The sequence below is a fragment of the Mycobacterium sp. E740 genome (assembly GCF_001672895.1).
GTDB lineage: Bacteria > Actinomycetota > Actinomycetes > Mycobacteriales > Mycobacteriaceae > Mycobacterium.
Window position 1 is genome coordinate 32,345 of sequence record NZ_LZKP01000155.1, and the last position, 20,920, is coordinate 53,264.

Below are 20,920 nucleotides of genomic sequence, written 5' to 3' on the forward strand. Positions count from 1 at the left end.
TTTGCTCTTCCACGCCGGCGCAGCGCCGGATCTGGGTGACGACGTGTATGCGGTGCAGTTCGACATCACCGTGCGGGGCGCTCTCGACGAGGACCGGCTCCGTACTGCGGTGAACAAGGTGGCGGCCCGTCACCCGAATGTGTTGGCCCGCTTCTCAGAACAGTTCGGCCAGCCGGTGCAGATCATCCCGGCCGACCCTGAGGTGCCGTGGTGCTACATCGACCTTCGCGACAGCGACACAGATCTCGATGTGGAGATCGAGGCGATCTGTGCCAGGGAACGCGCCGCGATCCGCCACCTCGCCGACGACCCGGTCTTCCGGGTGGCGGTGATCCGTACCGCAACTGACGAGCACCGGTTCGTGCTCACCAATCACCACATCGTGCTCGACGGCTGGTCGATGCCGATCCTGCTGCGCGAGATCTTCGCGAGCTATTACGGGTGGCGCCTGCCCCCGGCCACGCCGTATCGCAGGTTCGTCACCTGGCTGGCGGAGCGGGACCGTGAGGCAGCCCTCGCGGCGTGGCGTGACGTGTTGACCGGCTTCGAAACTCCGACACTGGTGGGTCCGCCGGATCGGTTGGAGCTGCGCAGCCGCGGCGTGTACGAGCACCGGCTGCCTCAGGCGACGACACAGGCCCTGACCGAGCTGGCACGCTCGCGGCACACCACCGTCAACGTCGTGCTCCAGGGCGCTTGGGCGTTGCTCCTGGGCTCGCTGACCGGTCAGCATGACGTTGCCTTCGGGACGGCGGTCTCGGGCCGGCCGGCTGACGTGCTCGGCGCGGAATCGATGGTCGGGTTGTTGATCAACACCGTGCCGGTTCGGGTGAACGTCACGTCGGCCACCACCACAGTCGAGCTGCTCGACCAGCTGCAGAGCGCCAACAACCGCACACTCGAGCACCAGCACCTGGCGCTCAACGAGATGCACCGCATCGCCGGTCACGACAAACTCTTCGACACTCTTCTGGTCTACGAGAACTACCCGGTCGACACGGCCGCATTGGCCGGGGGCGACGAGTTGGTGGTCACGGACTTCAACACCCGCGAGTACAACCACTACTCGCTGACGCTTCAGGCCGTCCCAGGCGATGAACTCACTCTTCGGGTCGAGTTCGCCGCTGACGTCTTCGACGACGAACGAATCCGGACGCTGATCGAGCGGTTCGGCCGCGTGTTGGCTGCGATGACCGCAGACCCGACGCGGCGGTTGTCGACGATCGACCTGCTCGACGCGCAAGAGCACGCCCGGCTGGACCAGATCGGTCACACCGCGGTGTTGAACCAGCCCGCGACCGCAACCTCGATCCCGGCGCTGTTCGCCGCTCAGGTGGCGCTGGCGCCGGACGCGGTGGCCCTGACGTATCAGGACCGCTCGATCACCTACCGGGAGTTGGACGAGGCGTCGAACCGGTTGGCACATCTGCTGGCCGCTCACGGAGCCGGCCCGGGACAGTGTGTGGCCCTGCTCTTCAACCGGTCGGCTGAGGCGATCGTGGCCATCCTGGCGGTACTCAAGGCCGGGGCGGCTTATCTGCCGATCGATCCGAAACTGCCGGCGGCCCGGATCGGGTTCATGATCTCCGACGCCGCGCCGATCGCCGGTGTGACCACCACCGAGTTCGCCGAGCGGCTGACCGTACACGCGTTGCCCGTCGTCGACGTCGACGATCCCCACATCGAGACCTGTCCCGGCACCGCACTGCCGCCGCCCGCAGCCGACGACCTCGCCCACATCATCTACACGTCCGGCACCACCGGCACGCCGAAGGGCGTGGCGGTCACCCATTCCAACGTCACCCGGCTCTTCGACGGCATGGACGTCGGGGTGCAGATGGCGCCCGAGCAGGTCTGGACACAGACTTCGTCGCTGGTCTTCGACTTCTCGGTGTGGGAGATCTGGGGAGCGTTGCTGCACGGCGGGCGGCTGGTGGTGGTGCCCGAGGACGTGGCCCGCTCGCCGGAGGACTTCCAGTCGCTGCTGGTGACCGAGCGGGTCAGCGTGCTGAGCCAGACCCCTTCCGCGGTGGCGGCGCTGTCACCGCAGGGGTTGGAGTCGGTCGCGCTGATGGCCGCCGGGGAGGCGTGCCCTCCCGCGGTGGTGGACCAGTGGGCACCCGATCGGGTCATGATCAACGGGTACGGCCCCACGGAAACCACCGTGTACGCCACGATCAGCGCGCCGCTCCAGGCGGGGTCGGGTGTGGTGCCCATCGGCCTGCCGGTGCCGGGTGCGGCGCTGTTCGTGCTCGACGGCTGGCTGCGGCCGGTGCCGCCCGGTGAGATCGGCGAGTTGTACGTGGCCGGTCGTGGCGTGGCGTGCGGTTATGTGCGCCGGGCCGGGCTGACCGCTTCGCGCTTCGTGGCTTGCCCGTTCGTCGGTTCCGGCGCGCCCGGGCAGCGCATGTACCGCACCGGGGATCTGGTGCGCTGGGGTGCCGACGGGCAGCTGCAATATCTGGGCCGCATCGACGAGCAGGTCAAGATCCGCGGTTATCGCATCGAGCTCGGCGAGATCCAGGCTGCGCTGGCCGCGTTGGACGGCGTGGAGCAGGCGGCGGTCATCGTGCGCGAGGACCGCCCCGGCGACAAACGTCTGGTCGGTTACGTCACCGGAACGGCTGATTCGGCCGAGCTTCGCAACGCTCTCGCTCAGCGCCTGCCCGCCTACATGGTCCCGACGGCGGTGGTGGTGCTCACGTCGCTGCCGTTGACGGTCAACGGCAAACTCGACAAACGCGCCCTGCCGGCACCGGAATACCAGGGCGGCGACACTTACCGCGCGCCCACCGACGCGGTCGAGGAAGTGCTGGCCGACATCTACGCGGAGATCCTCGGAGTCGAGCGGGTCGGTATCGACGAGTCCTTCTTCGAACTCGGCGGCGACAGCATCTTGTCGATGCAGGTCGCCGCCCGAGCACGCGCAGCGGGGTTGAAGTGCCGGCCGCGCGACATCTTCGTCGAACAGACCGTGGCCCGGCTGGCCCGGGTGGCGCGCGCGACCACGGGCGACGCCGAGGTTGTCGACGAGGGCCTGGGCCAGATTCCTGCGACGCCGATCATCCACTGGTTGGCCGGCGTCGACGGTCCGGTCGACGAGTTCAATCAGACGGTGGTGGCCCAAGCTCCGCCGGAAGTGACCGAGGCCGACGTGCTGGCGCTGTTGCAGGCACTCCTGGACCGGCACGCCATGCTGCGGCTGCGCGTCGACGACGACGGAGCCGGGAACTGGTCGCTCAACGTGCCGGAAGCGGGGTCGGTCGACGCCGCCGCATGCCTGCGCACCATCGACTCGTTTTCTGAGGAAGCCTTGGTGCAGGCACGCTCACAATTGGACCCGGCCGCGGGCGTCATGCTCAGGGCCTTGTGGGTGACTTCCACTTCTCAGCTGGTGCTGGTTGCCCACCACCTGGCGGTCGACGGGGTGTCCTGGCGAGTCCTGCTGGAAGACCTCAACATCGCCTGGGCGCAGCGTCGCGGCGGCAAGCCGGCGCAGCTGCCGGCCGGGGGGACGTCGTTCGCCCGGTGGGCCTCGCTGCTGGCGGAGTACGCGCACGACCCCGACGTGGTGCAGCAGGCGCCGACGTGGCGGCAGGTGGCGGCCGCCCCCGCATTGCTGCCGGCGGTGCAGCCGGCGATCGATACGTTCGCGACGGCGGGGCGCATGTCGCTGTCGCTGGACGAGCCGACCACGCGCATGCTGCTCGGGGAAGTGCCGACGGCATTCCACGCGGGCGTGAACGACATCCTGTTGATCGCGTTCGGCCTGGCACTGGCCGAGTTCTTCGCCGCTGACGGCCACCCGATCGGGATCGATGTGGAGGGCCACGGGCGGCAGGAGGAGATCGCCGCCGACGTCGACCTGTCACGCACGGTGGGGTGGTTCACCACCAAGTATCCGGTGGCAGTGACCGTCAATGGGCTGGACTGGGCGCAGGTGACAGCCGGCGAGGCAGCTCTGGGGGCGGCGATCAAGACCGCCAAAGAGCAGCTTCGCGCAGTGCCGGACGGATTGAGCTACGGGGTACTGCGGTACCTGAACGCCGACGTCGACCTGGCGGGCCCCGACCCCACCATCGGCTTCAACTATCTGGGCCGGATGGGCGCTTCGGGCGCCGAGACTGCCGCCGGAACATGGCGGATGAGCCAGGACGGCCTGTCTGCGACCGCCGCGGCCGCAGACATCCCGATGCCGTTGATGCACGCGCTCGAGCTGAACGCCGCCACCGTCGACGCCGAGACCGGCCCGCAGTTGCACGCGAACTGGTCGTGGGCGACCTCGGCGCTCGATGACACGCAGGTCAACCGGCTGAGCCGACTGTGGTTCGAGGCGCTGGCCGGCATCTGCGCGCACGTCAGCGCCGGCGGCGGCGGACTGACGCCCTCCGATATCGCACCGGCCCACCTGACCCAGCAGCAGCTCGACGACCTGCACAGCCAGCATGCGATCGCAGACATCCTGCCGCTGAGCCCCCTGCAGCAGGGCCTGCTGTTCCACTCCGAGGGCGCACAGGTCACCGACGACGTCTATGCGGTGCAGCTGGAGATCGCGATCAATGGTCCGCTCGACCGGCACCGGCTGCACGATGCGGTGCAGACGGTGGCGAACCGGCATCCGAACCTCTCGGCGCGGTTCTGCGCGCAGTTCGACGAGCCCGTCCAGATGATTCCGGCAGACCCGCAGCTGCCCTGGCGCTATGTCGAGCTGAACGGCGCCGACGCGGACATCGACGAACAGCTGCAGGCGGCGTGTGCTGCCGAGCGCGCTGCGGTCTGCGACCTCGCCCACCAGCCGGCCTTCCAGGCTGCGCTGTTCCGCACCGCCGAGGACCGGTACCGGTTCGTGCTGACGTTCCACCACATCGTCGTGGACGGCTGGTCGCTGCCGATCCTGCTGCGTGAGATCTTCGCCGGCTATTACGGCCAGCCGTTGCCCGCGGCGGCGCCGTACCGCAACTTCATCAGCTGGCTCACCCGTCGGGATTACGACGCCGCCCGGGCGGCCTGGGGCGAGGTGTTCGCCGGCTTCGAGACCCCTACCATGGTGGGCCCGCCTGATCAGTTGGTGCGCGGGAAGCGGAGCGTCGCGTCGTTCCAGGTGTCAGCTGCCACGACGCAGGCCGTCGGTGAGCTGGCGCGCGCGCTGCACACCACGGTCAGCACGGTGCTGCAGGCCGCGTTCGCGCAGCTGCTGACATCGTTGACCGGTCAGCATGACGTCGCATTCGGTACCGCGGTCTCGGGGCGCCCGGATGAGGTGGTCGGCGCGGACTCGATGGTGGGCCTGCTGATCAACACGGTGCCGGTGCGGGCCGACATCACATCGGCAACCACCACCGCAGACCTGCTCGAGCAGCTGCAGGACGCGTACAACCGCACGCTGGAACACCAGCATCTCGCGCTCAACGAGATTCACCGCGTCACCGGTCACGACCAGTTGTTCGACGCCATGTTCGTCTACGAGAACTATCCGGTCGACACCGTCGCCCTGGAAGCCGACCACGAGTTGGCCATCCCCGAATTCGCGAGCCGCGAATACAACCACTATCCGCTTTCGGTGCAAGCCATCCCGGGCGACGAGATCGGTCTTCGCGTCGAATACGACACCGATGTGTTTGCCGCGCAAGGCATTCAGGCTCTCATCGACCGGCTGGAGCGGCTCCTGGTCGCGATGACCGCCGATCCGCGGCGGCCGCTGTCGTCGATCGACGTGCTCGATTCCGCTGAGCACGTCCGCCTCGACGAGTTCGGTAACCGGGCGGTGCTGACCAGGGCGCCGGAGCGCGGGTCGACCATCGTCGAGCTGTTCGCGGCGTGGGTCGCGCAGACGCCGGATGCGGTGGCGCTGGTATGCGGCGAGCGGTCGTGGACCTACCGGGAGCTCGACCTGGCGGCCAACCGGCTGGCGCATCTGCTCGCCGGCCGAGGGGCCGGCCCGGGCCAGTGCGTCGCGGTGCTGTTCAACCGCTCCGCCGAGGCAGTGGTCGCGATCCTGGCCGTGCTCAAGACCGGTGCGGCCTACCTGCCCATCGACCCCTCGCTGCCCGAGGCCCGCATCGGCTTCATAGTTTCCGATGCGGTGCCGCTGGCCGTTGTCACGACCGCCGGTTTGGCCGGCCGACTCGACGGCCACGCAGTGGCGGTCATCGACGTCGACGACCCCGCCGTCGACGGCCAGCCCAGCACCGCACCCCGGTCGCCCGCTCCCGACGACACCGCCTACGTCATCTACACGTCAGGAACCACCGGCACCCCCAAGGGCGTGGCGGTCACCCACCGCAACGTGACCCAGCTGCTGGCGTCGACGGATTCCGCCCTGCCGGCCGTCGGAGTGTGGGCGCAGTGCCACACCTTGGCCTTCGACGTCTCGGTGTGGGAGATCTTCGGGGCTTTGCTGCGTGGCGGCCGCCTGGTGGTGGTGCCCGAAGAGGTGACCCGCTCGCCGGAGAACTTCCAAGACGTGCTGGCGGCGGAGCAGGTCAGCGTGCTGACCGAGACTCCGTCCGCGGTCAGCGTGCTCTCGCCGGAGAAATTGGCGTCGATGGCGTTGGTCGTCGTGGGTGAGGCCTGCTCGGCCGAGGTGGTGGACCGGTGGGCACCGGGCCGTCGCATGGTCAACGCCTACGGCCCCACCGAGACCACGATGTGTGTGGCGATCAGCACGCCGCTCACCTCGGGGGCGCAGGCCGTGCCGATCGGCTCGCCGGTGGCCGGAGCGGCGCTGTTCGTGTTGGACAACTGGCTGCGCCCGGTGCCCGAGGGCGTGGTCGGCGAGTTGTATGTGGCCGGCGACGGCGTGGCGACCGGTTACGTGCGTCGGCTGGGGCTGACGGCGTCGCGCTTCGTCGCGTGCCCGTTCGGAGCGCCGGGTGCCCGCATGTACCGCACCGGGGACCTGGTGAGGTGGCGCGCGGACGGGCAGCTCGACTATCTGGGACGTGCCGACGAGCAGGTCAAGATTCGCGGTTACCGCATCGAGCTCGGCGAGGTGCAGGCCGCGTTGGCGGGGCTCGAAGGCGTCGAACAGGCGGCGGTGATCGCCCGCAAGGACCGCCCCGGCGACAAGCGTCTCGTGGGCTATGTCACCGGCTCGGTCGACTCGGCCGAGCTGCGGGCGACGCTGGCCGAGCGGCTGCCGGCCTACATGGTGCCGACAGCGGTCGTCGTGCTGGACGCGCTGCCACTCACGGTCAACGGCAAGCTCGACACCCGCGCGTTGCCGGCGCCCGAGTTCAGCGACTCGAATCGCTACCGCGCCCCGGCGAACCTGACCGAGGAGATCCTCGCCGGGATCTACGCCCAGGTGCTCGGCGTGGAGCGCGTCGGGGTCGACGACTCGTTCTTCGATCTGGGCGGAGACTCGCTGTCGGCGATGCGCCTGGTCGCCGCCGTCAACGCCAGCATGGACGCCCAGGTCTCGGTGCGCACTCTGTTCGAGGCGCGCACGGTGGCGGAGTTGGCGCACCGCATCGGAGCGGACGAGGGCGGCCTGGAGCCGCTGGTGGCCGGTGAGCGGCCCGACGTCGTGCCGCTGTCGTTCGCGCAGAGCAGGTTGTGGTTCCTCGACCAGTTGCAGGGGCCGTCGCCGGTCTACAACATGGCGCATTCGTTGCGTCTGCACGGCAAGCTCGACGCTGCTGCGCTGGGTTCGGCGCTGGCCGACGTACTGGCGCGCCATGAAAGTCTGCGCACCGTCTTCCCGGCGGCTGCGGGTGTGCCTCAGCAGGTGGTGGTTCCCGTCGAGCAGGCCGACTTCGGCTGGCAGATCGTGGACGCCACCGGCTGGTCGCCGGACCGGCTGCACGAAGCGATCAGCGAGACGGCGCGTCACACGTTCGACCTCGCCGCGGAGATCCCGGTGCGGGCGCGGCTTCTTCGCGTCGACGAGGAAGAACACGTACTGGTTGCGGCGATCCACCACATCGCGGCCGACGGTGTGTCGATCGGCCCGTTGCTGAGGGACCTGCGGGCGGCTTACGCCAGCCGATGTGTGGGCGAGGCGCTCGACTTGGCGCCGTTGGCGGCGCAGTACGTCGACTTCACGCTGTGGCAGCGCGCGCAGCTGGGTGACCTGGCCGATCCGCAGAGCCGCATCACCGCCCAGCTCGCCTATTGGGAGCAGGCCCTGGCCGGGATGCCCGACCGGCTGGTGCTCCCCACCGACAGGCCTTATCCGGCGGTTGCCGATTACAGCGGCGCTCGAGTGCTGGTCGACTGGTCGCCGGAACTGCAGCAGCAGGTGGCCCGGGTGGCCCGTGAGCACAACGCGACCAGTTTCATGGTCGTCCAGGCCGCGCTTGTGGCGTTGTTGTCGAAGGTCAGCACCAGCCATGACGTGGCAGTCGGCTTCTCGATCGCCGGCCGGCGCGATCCGGTGTTGGACGAGCTGGTCGGCTTCTTCGTCAACACCCTGGTGCTGCGGGCCGACCTGGGTGGCGACCCGACTGTCTCCGAGCTGTTGGAGCAGGTGCGTGCACGCAGCCTGGCCGCCTACGAGCACCAGGACGTGCCGTTCGAGATGCTCGTCGAGCGGCTCAAGCCCACCCGCAGCCTCGCCCATCACCCGCTCGTGCAGGTGCTGTTGGCGTGGCAGACCCTGCCCGGACAGCAGAGCGGCGCCGTCGGGCTGGCCCTCGGTGATGTGCAGATCACGCCGACGAGCCTCGACACCCACACCGCCCGCACCGACCTCGCGTTCCACCTCGGCGAGCGGTGGACCGAGGCGGGGGAACCGGCCGGGCTCGGCGGAGACGTCGAGTTCCGCACCGACGTGTTCGACGCGGCCAGCATCGAGCTTCTGATCGAGCGGCTGCGGCGGATGTTGCTGGCGCTGACCGCGGACCCGGCGGCGCGGTTGTCGTCAGTCGACGTGCTCGACGAGGCGGAGCACGCGCGACTCGAACAGTGGGGTAACCGGGCGGCGCTGACCCAGCCCGCGTCCGAGTCGGGGTCGATTGCGGAATCCTTTGCCGCGCAGGTGCAGCGGTCACCGTCGGCAGTGGCGATCAGCGGCGACGGTCGCTCGCTGACCTATCTGGAGGTTGATCAGGCGTCCAACCGGTTGGCGCACCTGCTGGCCGGCCACGGAGCGGGACCGGGTCAACGGGTTGCCTTGCTGTTGCCGCGGTCGGTCGACGCGATCGTGGCGATCCTGGCGGTGCTCAAGACCGGGGCGGCCTATGTGCCGCTCGACCCGGCGCATCCCGATGCCCGGATCCGGTTCGTCATCGGCGATGCCGCTCCCGCAGCGGTGATCACCACGGCGGATTTGCGTGCGCGTCTCGACGGGCACGACCTGTTGGTCGTCGACGTCGACGACGCCGCGCTGGGCAGCCAGCCCGACACCGCGCTTCCGGCGCCGGCCGCCGAGGACATCGCGTACCTCATCTACACCTCCGGCACGACCGGAACGCCCAAGGGTGTCGCGGTCGCGCACCGTAACGTGACCCGGCTGCTGCAGACCTTGGACGCCCAGGTGCCGCCCGGGGGCGTGTGGTCCCAGTGTCACTCGCTGGCGTTCGACTTCTCCGTCTGGGAGATGTTCGGTGCGCTGCTCGGCGGCGGACGCCTCGTGGTAGTGCCCGACGAGGTCGTGCGGTCGCCGGAAGAGTTGTACTCGATGCTGATCGCCGAGCAGGTCACAGTGCTGAGCCAGACCCCTTCGGCGTTCTATGCGTTGCAGACCGCCGACGCGCAACACAACTGGCAAGACGTGGCCACGGCATGGGAACACCAGGTGACCCGCTGGCTCGGCTTTGGCGAGTCCCAAGCGCAGGAGTCGGGTGGTGAGCTCGCGCTGCAGCGGGTCGTGTTCGGCGGGGAAGCGCTGCAGCCACCACGCCTGGACACGTGGCTGGACAACCACCCCGGAATCCCGTTCCTGATCAACATGTACGGCATCACCGAGACCACGGTGCATGCTTCGTACCGCAGGATCGTCGCCGCCGATCTCGACCGGACCGCCAGCCCCATCGGTGGCCCGTTGGCAGACCTCGGCTTCTTCGTGCTCGATGCCTGGCTGCGGCCGGTGCCCGTCGGGGTCGTCGGGGAGCTTTACGTGGCGGGTGCCGGCCTGGCTTACGGGTATGTGGGCCGAGCAGGGTTGACCGCAACGCGTTTCGTCGCCAGCCCGTTCGGCGCGCCAGGGAAACGGCTGTACCGCACCGGGGATCTGGTGTCCTGGAGCGCGAAGGGCGAGCTGCACTACGTCGGCCGGGCCGACGAGCAGGTCAAGATTCGCGGCTATCGCATCGAGCTCGGTGAAGTGCAGGCCGCGCTGGCGTCGTGCAGCGGAGCGGGCCAGGCCGCGGTGATCGCGCGCGAGGACCGCCCCGGCGACAAGCGACTGGTCGGCTACATCACCGGTTCGGCGAACCCGGACGAGGTACGCGCCGCGATGGGCGAGCAGCTGCCGTCCTACATGGTGCCGTCCGCGGTCGTCGTGCTCGACAGCCTGCCGCTGACCGCCAACGGGAAACTCGACAAGGCGGCCCTTCCGGCACCCGAGTACCAGAAAGACGGAACCTTCCGTGCGCCGGCCAATCTCACCGAGGAGCTGCTGGCCGGCATCTACGCGCAGGTGCTGGGGCTCGAGCGGGTCGGGGTCGACGAGTCGTTCTTCGAGCTGGGCGGAGATTCGCTGTCCGCGATGCGGGTCATCGCTGCGGTCAACAAGGCGCTAAATGCCAGCGTCGCGGTGCGCGCTCTGTTCGAAGCGCCCACCGTCGCGCAATTGGCGTCCCGGGTGGGCGCGGGTTCAGGTTCACTCGCGCCGGTCGTCGCCGTCGAGCGGCCGGCGGTGATCCCGCTGTCGTTCGCGCAGAACCGGCTGTGGTTCATCGATCAGCTGCAGGGCCCGTCACCCATCTACAACATGGTGGTCGCATTGCGGCTGCAGGGCCGACTGGACGCCGAGGCGCTGCGAGTGGCACTGAGCGACGTCGTCAGCCGTCACGAGTCGTTACGCACGCAGTTCCGCGCGGTCGACGGCGTACCGCAGCAGGTGGTGGTCCCGGCCGAGCAGGCGGCCATCGGCTGGCAGCTCGTCGAGGCCACCGGTTGGACCGATGACCGGTTGACCGAAGCCGTCGCGGAGGCGGCCCGCTACACCTTCGATCTGGCCGCCGAGATTCCTTTGCGCGCAGTGCTTTTCCGTCTCGGCGACGACGAGCATGTGCTGGTGGGTGTGGTCCACCACATCGCGGCCGACGGCTCATCCATCGCGCCACTGGTAGCGGATCTCGGGACGGCATACGCCGCGCGCCGCGCGGGGCAGGCCCCATCGTGGACGGACTTGCCGGTTCAGTATGTCGACTACACGTTGTGGCAGCGTGCGCAGTTCGGGGACCTCGACAACGACGACAGCCCGATCGCGGCGCAGCTGGCCTATTGGCAGGACGCATTGGCCGGGCTGCCCGAGCGCCTGGAGCTGCCGACCGACCGGCCGTACCCGCAGGTGGCTTCCAACCGCGGGGCCAGCGTGGTCATCGACTGGCCGGCAGAGCTGCACCACCGGGTGATCCAGGCTGCCAGTGAGCACAACGCGACCAGCTTCATGGTGGTCCAAGCTGCCCTCTCCGCCCTGTTGTCGATGATGGGTTCCACGACCGATGTGGCTGTCGGATTCCCCATCGCCGGGCGGCGCGACCCGGCGCTCGACGAGTTGATCGGGTTCTTCGTCAACACCTTGGTGTTGCGGGTCGATCTGTCTGGAGATCCGACCGTCGAGGAGTTGCTGGCGCAGGTGCGCGCGCGCAGCCTGGCCGCCTTCGAGCACCAGGATGTGCCGTTCGAGGTGTTGGTCGACCGGCTCAACCCCACGCGTTCTCGCGCCCACGAGCCGTTGATCCAGGTGTTGCTGGCGTGGCAGAACTTCGCCGGGCCGCGGCATGGCCGTGGTGCGGAACTGCCGTTGGGTGATGTGCAGGCGACGCCTCTGGAGGCCGAAACCCACAGTGCGCGAATGGATTTGACGTTCGCGATGGCGGAACGTTGGAGCGACGACGGTGAGCCCGCCGGTATCAGCGGGGCGGTCGAGTTCCGCACCGATGTGTTCGACGCCGCGAGTATCGAGGGTCTGATCCGGCGGTTCGAGCGGGTGCTGACGGCGATGACCGGCGACCCGGGTCGGCGGTTGTCGTCGGTGGATGTGCTCGATGAGGTCGAGCGCGCTCGCCTGGATGCGATCGGTCAGCGCGCGGTGCTGACCGCGGCGGCGCCGGCTGCGGCGTCTGTTCCGGCATTGTTCGCCGCCCAGGTGGCGCGTTCCCCGCAGGCGGCGGCGGTGACCTTCGAGGGCCGCTCGATGACGTACCGGGAACTCGATGAGGCGTCGAACCGGTTGGCGCACTTGCTATCCGAGCAAGGTGCTGGCCGCGGACAGTGCGTGGCGCTGCTGCTGCCGCGCTCGGCCGAGGCGATCGTCGCGCTGCTAGCAGTGCTCAAGACCGGGGCAGCGTATGTGCCGATCGACCCCGCGCATCCGGATGAGCGCATCGCGGTGATCCTGGCCGACGCGGCACCGGTCGCCGTCGTCACGACGGCGGGCATTCGGTCGCGCGTCGACGCGCGTGACGTCTCGGTCGTCGAGGTCGATGACCCGCGGATCGACAGCTACCCCGCCACGGAGTTGCCCGCGCCGGCCGCGGACGACTTCGCGTACATCATCTACACCTCCGGGACCACCGGCGTGCCGAAGGGCGTCGCGGTCACCCACCAGACCGTCACTGCCCTGCTGGAGTCGTTGGACATCGAACTGAAGCTGACCGGTCAGGTGTGGTCGCAGTGGCATTCGTTCGCGTTCGACGTCTCGGTGTGGGAGATCTTCGGTGCGCTGTGCAACGGTGGGCGCCTCGTCGTGGTGCCCGAGTCCGTGGTGGGCTCGCCAGATGACTTCCACGCCTTGCTGATCCGCGAACAGATCAGCGTGCTGAATCAGACGCCGTCCGCGGCGGCGGCGCTTCCTCATGAGGGCCTGGACTCGGTGGCGTTGGTGGTGGCCGGAGAGGCCTGCCCGGTCGAGGTCGTCGATCGGTGGGCCCCCGGACGGGTGATGATCAACGGCTACGGCCCGACCGAGACGTGGTACACCTCGTTCAGTGCGCCGTTGCGCGCGGGCTCGGGTGTGGTTCCGATCGGCACGCCGGTGCCCGGCGCGGCGTTCTTCGTGCTCGACGCGTGGTTGCGGCCGGTGCCCCCGGGGGTGCCCGGCGAGCTGTACGTCGCCGGCCGCGGGGTGGCGTCCGGTTATGTGGGCCGCAGCCCGTTGACGGCAGGACGGTTCGTCGCGTGCCCGTTCGCCGGCGCGGAGGCGCCAGGACAGCGCATGTACCGCACCGGGGACTTGGTGCGCTGGGGCGCCGACGGTCAGCTGCAGTACCTGGGCCGTGCCGACGATCAGGTCAAGATCCGCGGGTACCGCGTCGAACTCGGTGAGATCCAGGCAGCATTGGCCGGCTGCACCGGGGTGAACCAGGCGGCGGTGGTCGTGCGCGACGACCGGCCCGGCGACCAGCGGCTGGTGGGTTACGTGACCGGGACAGCCGAACCGGCCGAGGTCCGGGCCGCGTTGAGCGAGCGTCTGCCCGGCTACATGGTGCCGGCCGCGGTGGTCGTCCTCGATGCGCTGCCGTTGACGGTCAACGGCAAGCTCGACAAACGTGCCTTGCCAGCACCCGATTACACCGACACCGATCGCTATCGCGCTCCGTCCGGCCTCGCCGAGGAGGTCCTGGCCGGAATCTATGCCCAGGTGCTGGGACTGGAACGGGTCGGTGTGGACGACTCGTTCTTCGAGTTGGGCGGCGACTCGCTGTCGGCGATGCGGGTGATCGCCGCGGTCAACAAGTCGCTGAATGCCGGGCTGTCGGTGCGCGCTCTGTTCGAGACGCCGACGGTGGCCGAGTTGACCCCGCGCATCGGCGAGGGGGACGGGCTGGAGCCGTTGGTTCCGGTGCAGCGCCCGACGGTGGTGCCGTTGTCGTTCGCCCAGAACCGGTTGTGGCTCCTCGAACAGTTGCAGGGCCCGTCAGCTGTTTACAACTTGGCGGTGGCGTTGCAGTTGGACGGCCGCCTGGACGCTGAAGCGTTGGCTGCGGCGCTGGTTGACGTGGTGACGCGCCACGAGAGTTTGCGCACGCTGTTCCCGGCCCCCGGCGGAATACCGCAGCAGCGGGTGGTGCCCGTCGACGACGTCGAGGTCGGGTGGCAGGTCGTCGACGCCACCGGTTGGCCGGAGCGCCAACTCGAGGAGGCCATTGGCGCGGTGGCTCGCCGCCCGTTCGATCTGTCCTATGAAATCCCTTTGCGGGCAACGCTTTTCAAGCTCGGCGCGGATGAGCATGTGCTGGTGGCGGTGGTCCACCATATCGCCGCTGACGGCTGGTCGATCGCTCCGCTGGTGGGCGATCTCGGCGCGGCGTATGCCACGCGGTGCGCAGGACACGCGCCGGACTGGGCGCCGCTGCCGGTGCAGTATGTCGACTACGCGTTGTGGCAGCGCGAGCAGCTCGGCGACCTGGCCGATCCGGACAGCCGGATCGCCGCGCAGCTCGCCTACTGGCGGCAGGCGCTGGCCGACATGCCCGAGCGGGTGCAGCTGCCCACGGATCGGCCCTACCCGCAGGCGGCCGACTTCCGCGGCGCCAACGTCGTCGTGCAGTGGCCGGCGCAGGTGCAGCAGGCGATTGCCCGGCTGGCCGGTGCGCACGGCGCGACCAGCTTCATGGTGATGCAGGCCGCGCTGGCGATGCTGCTGGCCAAGCTCAGTGCGAGTTTTGATGTGGCAGTGGGCTTTCCGATCGCCGGTCGGCGCGACCGGGCACTGGACGACCTGGTCGGTTTCTTCGTCAACACGTTGGTGCTGCGCGTGGACGTCGCCGGTGACCCGACGGTCGCCGAGGTGCTGGAGCAGGTGCGCGCGCGCAGCCTGGCCGCCTTCGAGCATCAGGATGTGCCGTTCGAGGTGCTCGTCGAGCGGCTCAACCCCACCCGAAGCCTGAACCATCATCCGCTGGTGCAGGTGTCACTGGCCTGGCAGAACAACGCCAGCGGGGACCTGCGACTCGGTGACGTCGCGGTCACCCCGATGCCGGCTGACACCCAGACCGCCCGCATGGACCTGACGTTCTCGCTCGGCGAGCAGTTCACCGAGGCGGGGGAGCCCGGCGGAATCGGTGGGCACGTCGAGTTCCGCACCGACGTGTTCGACGCGGCCACGATCGAGGCGTTGGTCGAGCGGTTGCAGCGGATCCTTGTGGTCATGACGGCCGACCCGGCGCGGCGGCTGTCGTCGATCGACCTGCTCGATGAGCATGAGCACGCCCGGCTGCAGCGGTGGGGTAATCGCGAGGCGCTGACGGCGCCCGCACCGCCGGCGGTCTCGATTCCGGCGAGGTTCGGCGCACAGGTCGCCCGTACGCCGGAGGCGGTGGCGCTGACCTGTCAGGGCCGCTCGTGGACGTATCGCCAACTGGACCAGTCCGCCAACAAGTGGGCGCACTTCCTGGCTGCTCGCGGGGTGGGTCCCGGGAAGCGGGTGGCGTTGCTGCTGGACCGCTCGGCCGAGGCGGTCGTGGCGATGCTCGGCGTGCTCAAGACGGGGGCGGCCTATGTGCCGATCGACCCGGCGCACCCGGATGCGCGGATCGAGTTCGTGCTGGCCGACGCCGCACCGATCGCCGCTCTTACCACCGCGGGTCTGGCCCACCGGCTCGCCGGCCATGGGCTGGCGGTCATCGATGTCGCCGACCCCGCTGTCGATGGGCAGCCGGACACCGCGCTGCCGGCGCCGTCCCCGGATGACGTCGCGTACCTGATCTACACCTCGGGCACCACCGGTGTGCCCAAGGGCGTGGCCACCACCCATCACAACGTCACCCAGCTGTTGGAGCGACTGGGCGCCTACCTGCCGGTGGCGGGGGTGTGGACGCAGTGTCACTCCTACGGTTTCGACACCTCGGTCTGGGAGACCTGGGGTCCGCTGCTGCACGGCGGCCGCACGGTTGTGGTGCCCGACTCGGTGACCCGGTCGTCGGAGGACTTGCACGCCTTGTTGGTCGCCGAGCAGGTCAGTGTGCTCACGCAGACCCCGTCGGCGGCGGGCGTGTTGTCGCCGCACGGGTTGGACGGGATGGCGCTGGTGGTCGCCGGTGAGGCCTGTCCGCCGGAGTTGGTGGATCGGTGGGCGCCCGGGCGGGTGATGATCAACGCCTTCGGCCCGACCGAGACGACGATGGTCGTGTTGCTCAGCGCACCGCTGATGCCGGGCACGGGTGCGCCGCCGATCGGTGCGCCGGTCCCGGGCGCGGCGTTGTTCGTGCTGGACGACTGGCTGCGTCCGGTGCCGCCCGGGGTGGTCGGCGAGTTGTATGTGGCCGGCGAGGGTCTGGCATGCGGCTACCTGGGCAGGGCCGCGCTGAGCGCCACGCGCTTCGTGGCGTGTCCGTTCGCCGGCGACGGAGCGCGCGCGGCACGCATGTACCGCACCGGCGATCTGGTGTCCTGGGGCCCCGACGGCCAACTGCGGTACTGGGGACGTGCCGACGAGCAGGTCAAGGTCCGCGGGTACCGCATCGAGTTGGGTGAGGTGCAGGCGGCGTTGGCCGGCTGCGAAGGCGTCGATCAGGCGGTGGTGATCGCCCGCGAGGACCGCCCCGGCGACAAGCGTCTGGTCGGTTATGTGACCGAGGCGCCCGGCGCAGCGGTGGACCCGAACGGAATCCGGGCCGCCTTGGCGGACCGGTTGCCGACCTACATGGTGCCGACGGCGGTGGTGGTGTTGGCCGCGATTCCGTTGACCGTCAACGGAAAACTCGACACCCGCGCTCTGCCTGCGCCCGAGTACACCGGCACGGATCAGTACCGCGCCCCGTCGAATGCGATCGAGGAAGTGCTGGCCGGCGTCTACGCCGAGGTGCTGGGTGTGGAGCGGGTCGGGGTCGACGAGTCGTTCTTCGAGCTCGGCGGCGACAGCATCTTGTCGATGCAGGTGGTGGCCCGGGCGCGAGCGGCGGGTGTGTTGTGCCGGCCGCGTGACGTGTTCGCCGAGCAGACCGTCGCCCGGCTGGCGCGGGTGGCCGAGGTGACCGACGGGACGAACGACGTCGTCGACGAGGGTGTCGGCCCCGTGGTGCCCACGCCGGTCATGCGTTGGTTGCAGGGCATGCAGGGTCCGATCGACGAGTTCAACCAGACTGTGGCGGTGCAGGCTCCGGCCGGGGTCAGCCAATCCGACGTGGTTGCGCTGTTGCAGGCGCTGATCGATCGGCATGCGATGTTGCGCCTGCGCGTCTCGGGCGACGACGCCGGCGGGTGGGCGCTCACTGTGCCCGAGCCCGGGGCGCTGGACGCGCACGATTGCCTGCGAACCGTCGACGTGCTGTCCGAGGCCGCGCTGGTGGAGGCGCGGTCGCAGCTGAACCCGGCCGCGGGACTGATGCTGGTGGCGGTGTGGGCGAGCGCGACGGGGCAGTTGGCGTTGATCGGCCATCATCTGGCCGTCGACGGGGTGTCGTGGCGAATCCTGTTGGAAGACCTCAACATTGGCTGGGCTCAGCACCGCAGCGGGCAGCCGATCGTGCTGCCGTCGGGCGGGACGTCGTTCGCCCGATGGTCGGAGCTGCTGGCCGAGCACGCGCGGCGCCCGGAGGTCGTCGCGCAGGCCGACATGTGGCGCCGGGTGGCCGCCACCGCGCCCGCGCTGCCGGCGGTGCAACCCGCGCTGGACACATTCGAGACGGCTGGACGCTTGTCGGTGTCGCTGGACGTCGACACGACCCGGATGCTGCTGGGGGAGGTCCCGACGGCGTTCCACGCGGGGATCCACGAAATCCTGTTGATCGCGTTCGGTCTGGCGGCAGCGGAGTTCTCCGGCAGCGGTGATTCGCCGATCGTCATCGACGTGGAAGGCCATGGCCGAGCTGAGGAGCTGTCTTCCGAGGTTGACCTGTCGCGCACGGTGGGCTGGTTCACGGCCCTCTATCCGGTCGCGCTGGCCGGGGGCGGACTGGACTGGGGTCGGGTCAGCGCCGGCGACGCGGCGCTGGGCGCGGCGGTCAAGGACGCCAAGGAGCAACTGCGCGGTCTCCCGGACGCGGTGACCTATGGTCTGCTGCGGTATCTGAACCCCGAGGTGGATCTGGCCGGCTCGAACCCGGTGCTCGGGTTCAACTATCTGGGCCGGCTGGGGGCGGCGGGCGAGACCTCCGAGGACGCGTGGCGGATCAGCCCCGAAGGTCTGGCGCTGACAGGTGCGGTGACGGCGGTGGCGCTGCCGCTGGCGCACACCGTGGAACTCAACGCCGCCACCGCCGACACCGAGACCGGCCCGCAACTGCACGCCGACTGGACTTGGGCGACGTCGGCGCTGGATGCCACCCAGGTCGAGCGGCTGAGCCGGTTGTGGTTCGAGGCACTGGCAGGTATCTGCGCGCACGTGCGCGCCGGCGGCGGCGGGTTGACCCCGTCGGACATCGCGCCCGCCCGGCTGAGCCAGCCTCAGCTCGAGGAGGTGTGCCGGCGCCACGCGGTCGCTGATGTATTGCCGTTGACTCCGCTGCAGCAGGGGCTGCTGTTCCACGCCGGCGCCGCGCAGGGCGACGGTGACGACGTGTACGCGGTGCAACTGGATCTCACGATCAGCGGCCCGCTCGAGCCGGCGCGGCTGCGGGATGCGGTGAACGCCGTCGTCAACCGCCATCCGAACGTGGTGGCGCACTTCCGCGCTCAGTACGACGAGCCGGTTCAGGTCATCCCGGCTGATCCGGTGGCGCCGTGGCGCTATGTCGACCTGAGCGACGGCGGGGTCGATGTCGACGAGCAGATGCAGCGTCTGGGCATTGCCGAGCGCGCCGCCGTCTGCGATCTTGCGAACCAACCGCCGTTCCGGGTGGCTTTGGCCCGCATCAGCGCAGAGCAGCACCGGTTGCTGCTGACCAATCACCACATCGTGCTGGACGGCTGGTCGATGCCGATCCTGCTGCAGGAGATCATCGCCGGCTACTACGGCCGGCGACACCCGGAGCCAGCGCCGTATCGCGCGTTCTTCACCTGGCTGGCCGACCGGGATCTGCCAGCCGCCCGTACGGCGTGGGCCGACGTGCTGTCCGGTTTCGACCATCCGACCTTGGTGGCGCCGCCGGACCGGTTGGGCCTGGGCCCCCGCACGATTGCGGAGTTCCGGCTGCCGGAACAGACCACGCACGCACTGGCCGAGCTGGCCCGTTCACACCAGACCACGGTCAGCACCGTGCTCCAGTCGGCCTGGGCTCTGCTGTTGAGCTCGGTGACCGGCAGGCGGGATGTCGCGCTGGGCGCTGTGGTCTCCGGGCGGCCCGCCGAGTTGGCCGGCGCCGAATCGATGGCGGGGCTGCTGATCAACACGGTGCCGGTGCGCGCGCGCCTCACACCGACCACCACCACCAGTGACCTGCTCGAGCAGCTGCAGACGATGCACAACAAGACCTACGAGCATCAGCACCTCGGGCTGGCGGAAGTCCATCGACTCACCGGACACGACAGGCTGTTCGACACGGTGTTCGTGTACGAGAACTACCCCGTGGACAGTGCGGCGTTGTCGAGCGGTCATGACCTGGCCATCACGAACTTGGCGGCGCGGGACTACTACCACTATCCGCTTGCGGTGCAGGCACAACCGGGGTCGGAGTTGGGGCTGCACGTCCAATTCCGCACCGACGTCTTCGCCATGGCCGACATCGAGGCACTGATGGAGCGGTTGCAGCGGATCTTGGCGGCGATGATCGACGATCCGGCACAACGGCTTTCGTCGACTGGTCTGATCCCCACGGCCGAGCATGACCACCTCGACGAGGCGTCTGCGCCCGGCTACTCTGGCAGCTCGCGTGTTTTCAGTGCGCCGACCACTCCGATCGAGCGGCTCTTGTCGGACATCTTCGCGAAGGTCCTGAAGGTGGACCGTGTTGGGGTCGACGAGTCGTTCTTCGACATCGGCGGCGATTCGCTGTCCGCGGTGCGGCTGATCGCTGCGGTCAACGCGGCCCTCGACGCCCAGCTTGCGGTCACCAGCCTCTTCAACGCGCCGACGGTCAGAAGCCTGAGCAAGCAGCTGGCAGACATCGCCGGCTCGCTGGAATAAGGCACCGCCGCGGCGGCGCCGTCAATCAATTGGCGTGTGCCGCAGCGGAAGTCGGCGCCTGGTTCAGGGTGAAAGGTGTCCTCAGTTCACCAGACGCACGGCACCAGGCGGTAGCGGACCTTCTGCGTGTAGTCGCGGTATCCCTCGAGTTCCTCTTGCAGCATCTTTTCCTCGTCCCGGATTCGCAAGGAGAGTGATACTGCCGCAAGGAGGACGGTGAGAAGTCCCCAATAAGAACCGAGTGCAAGGGGGATGCCGATCATCATGATCATGCTGCCGGTGTACATCGGGTGCCGAACCATTCCGTACAGGCCGGTGGACACGATCGTCTGGCCGCCCTCGACCTGTACGTTGGCTGCCGCATAACTGTTCTGGACTGCAACGACCGTCACGAGGATCAGCCCGACGGCCACCAGCACGTCGCCGATCAAACAGATCGCGGTCGGCACGTGCGACCAGCCGAAGCGATGGTCCAGGCCGCTGATGACGAACGCCGCCGGCACCGACAAGAGCCAGCCGACGATCAGAATTCTTTGCGCAATTCGAGTCTCGGCGGTCGGGCCCCGCATCCGGCGCTCGAAGGCGTCGGGATTGGTTCGCATCAGATAGATGCTCGGAATCCACCCGGCAAGGTTGTAGACGGCGAGGAAGACCCAGCCTTGCCAGTAGTGGACCGTGCCTGCCGCGAGGAAGAGAATCAACCCGTGCACGACGGACTCAGCAAACTTCGCCGTCAACCTTGCAGCAGTGGAATTCACGGGCCCTCCTTGGCGTCCGCCCGATACCGTACGCTACAGCGAACTT

General features: G+C 69.0%; 2 protein-coding genes. One reads left to right on the forward strand and one right to left on the reverse strand.

Annotation, left to right across the window (positions count from 1 at the left end):
* Window position 1: 1 nt before the first annotated feature.
* Window positions 2-20,116, forward strand: a complete 20,115-nt coding sequence (locus A5663_RS14655; RefSeq protein WP_231976791.1) for a non-ribosomal peptide synthase/polyketide synthase — start codon at window positions 2-4, stop codon at window positions 20,114-20,116.
* An 86-nt stretch (window positions 20,117-20,202) separates the two neighbouring features.
* On the opposite strand, the gene A5663_RS14660 is transcribed toward A5663_RS14655, so the two are convergent.
* Window positions 20,203-20,874, reverse strand: a complete 672-nt coding sequence (locus A5663_RS14660; RefSeq protein ID WP_068150228.1) for an isoprenylcysteine carboxylmethyltransferase family protein — start codon at window positions 20,872-20,874, stop codon at window positions 20,203-20,205.
* Window positions 20,875-20,920: the final 46 nt, after the last annotated feature.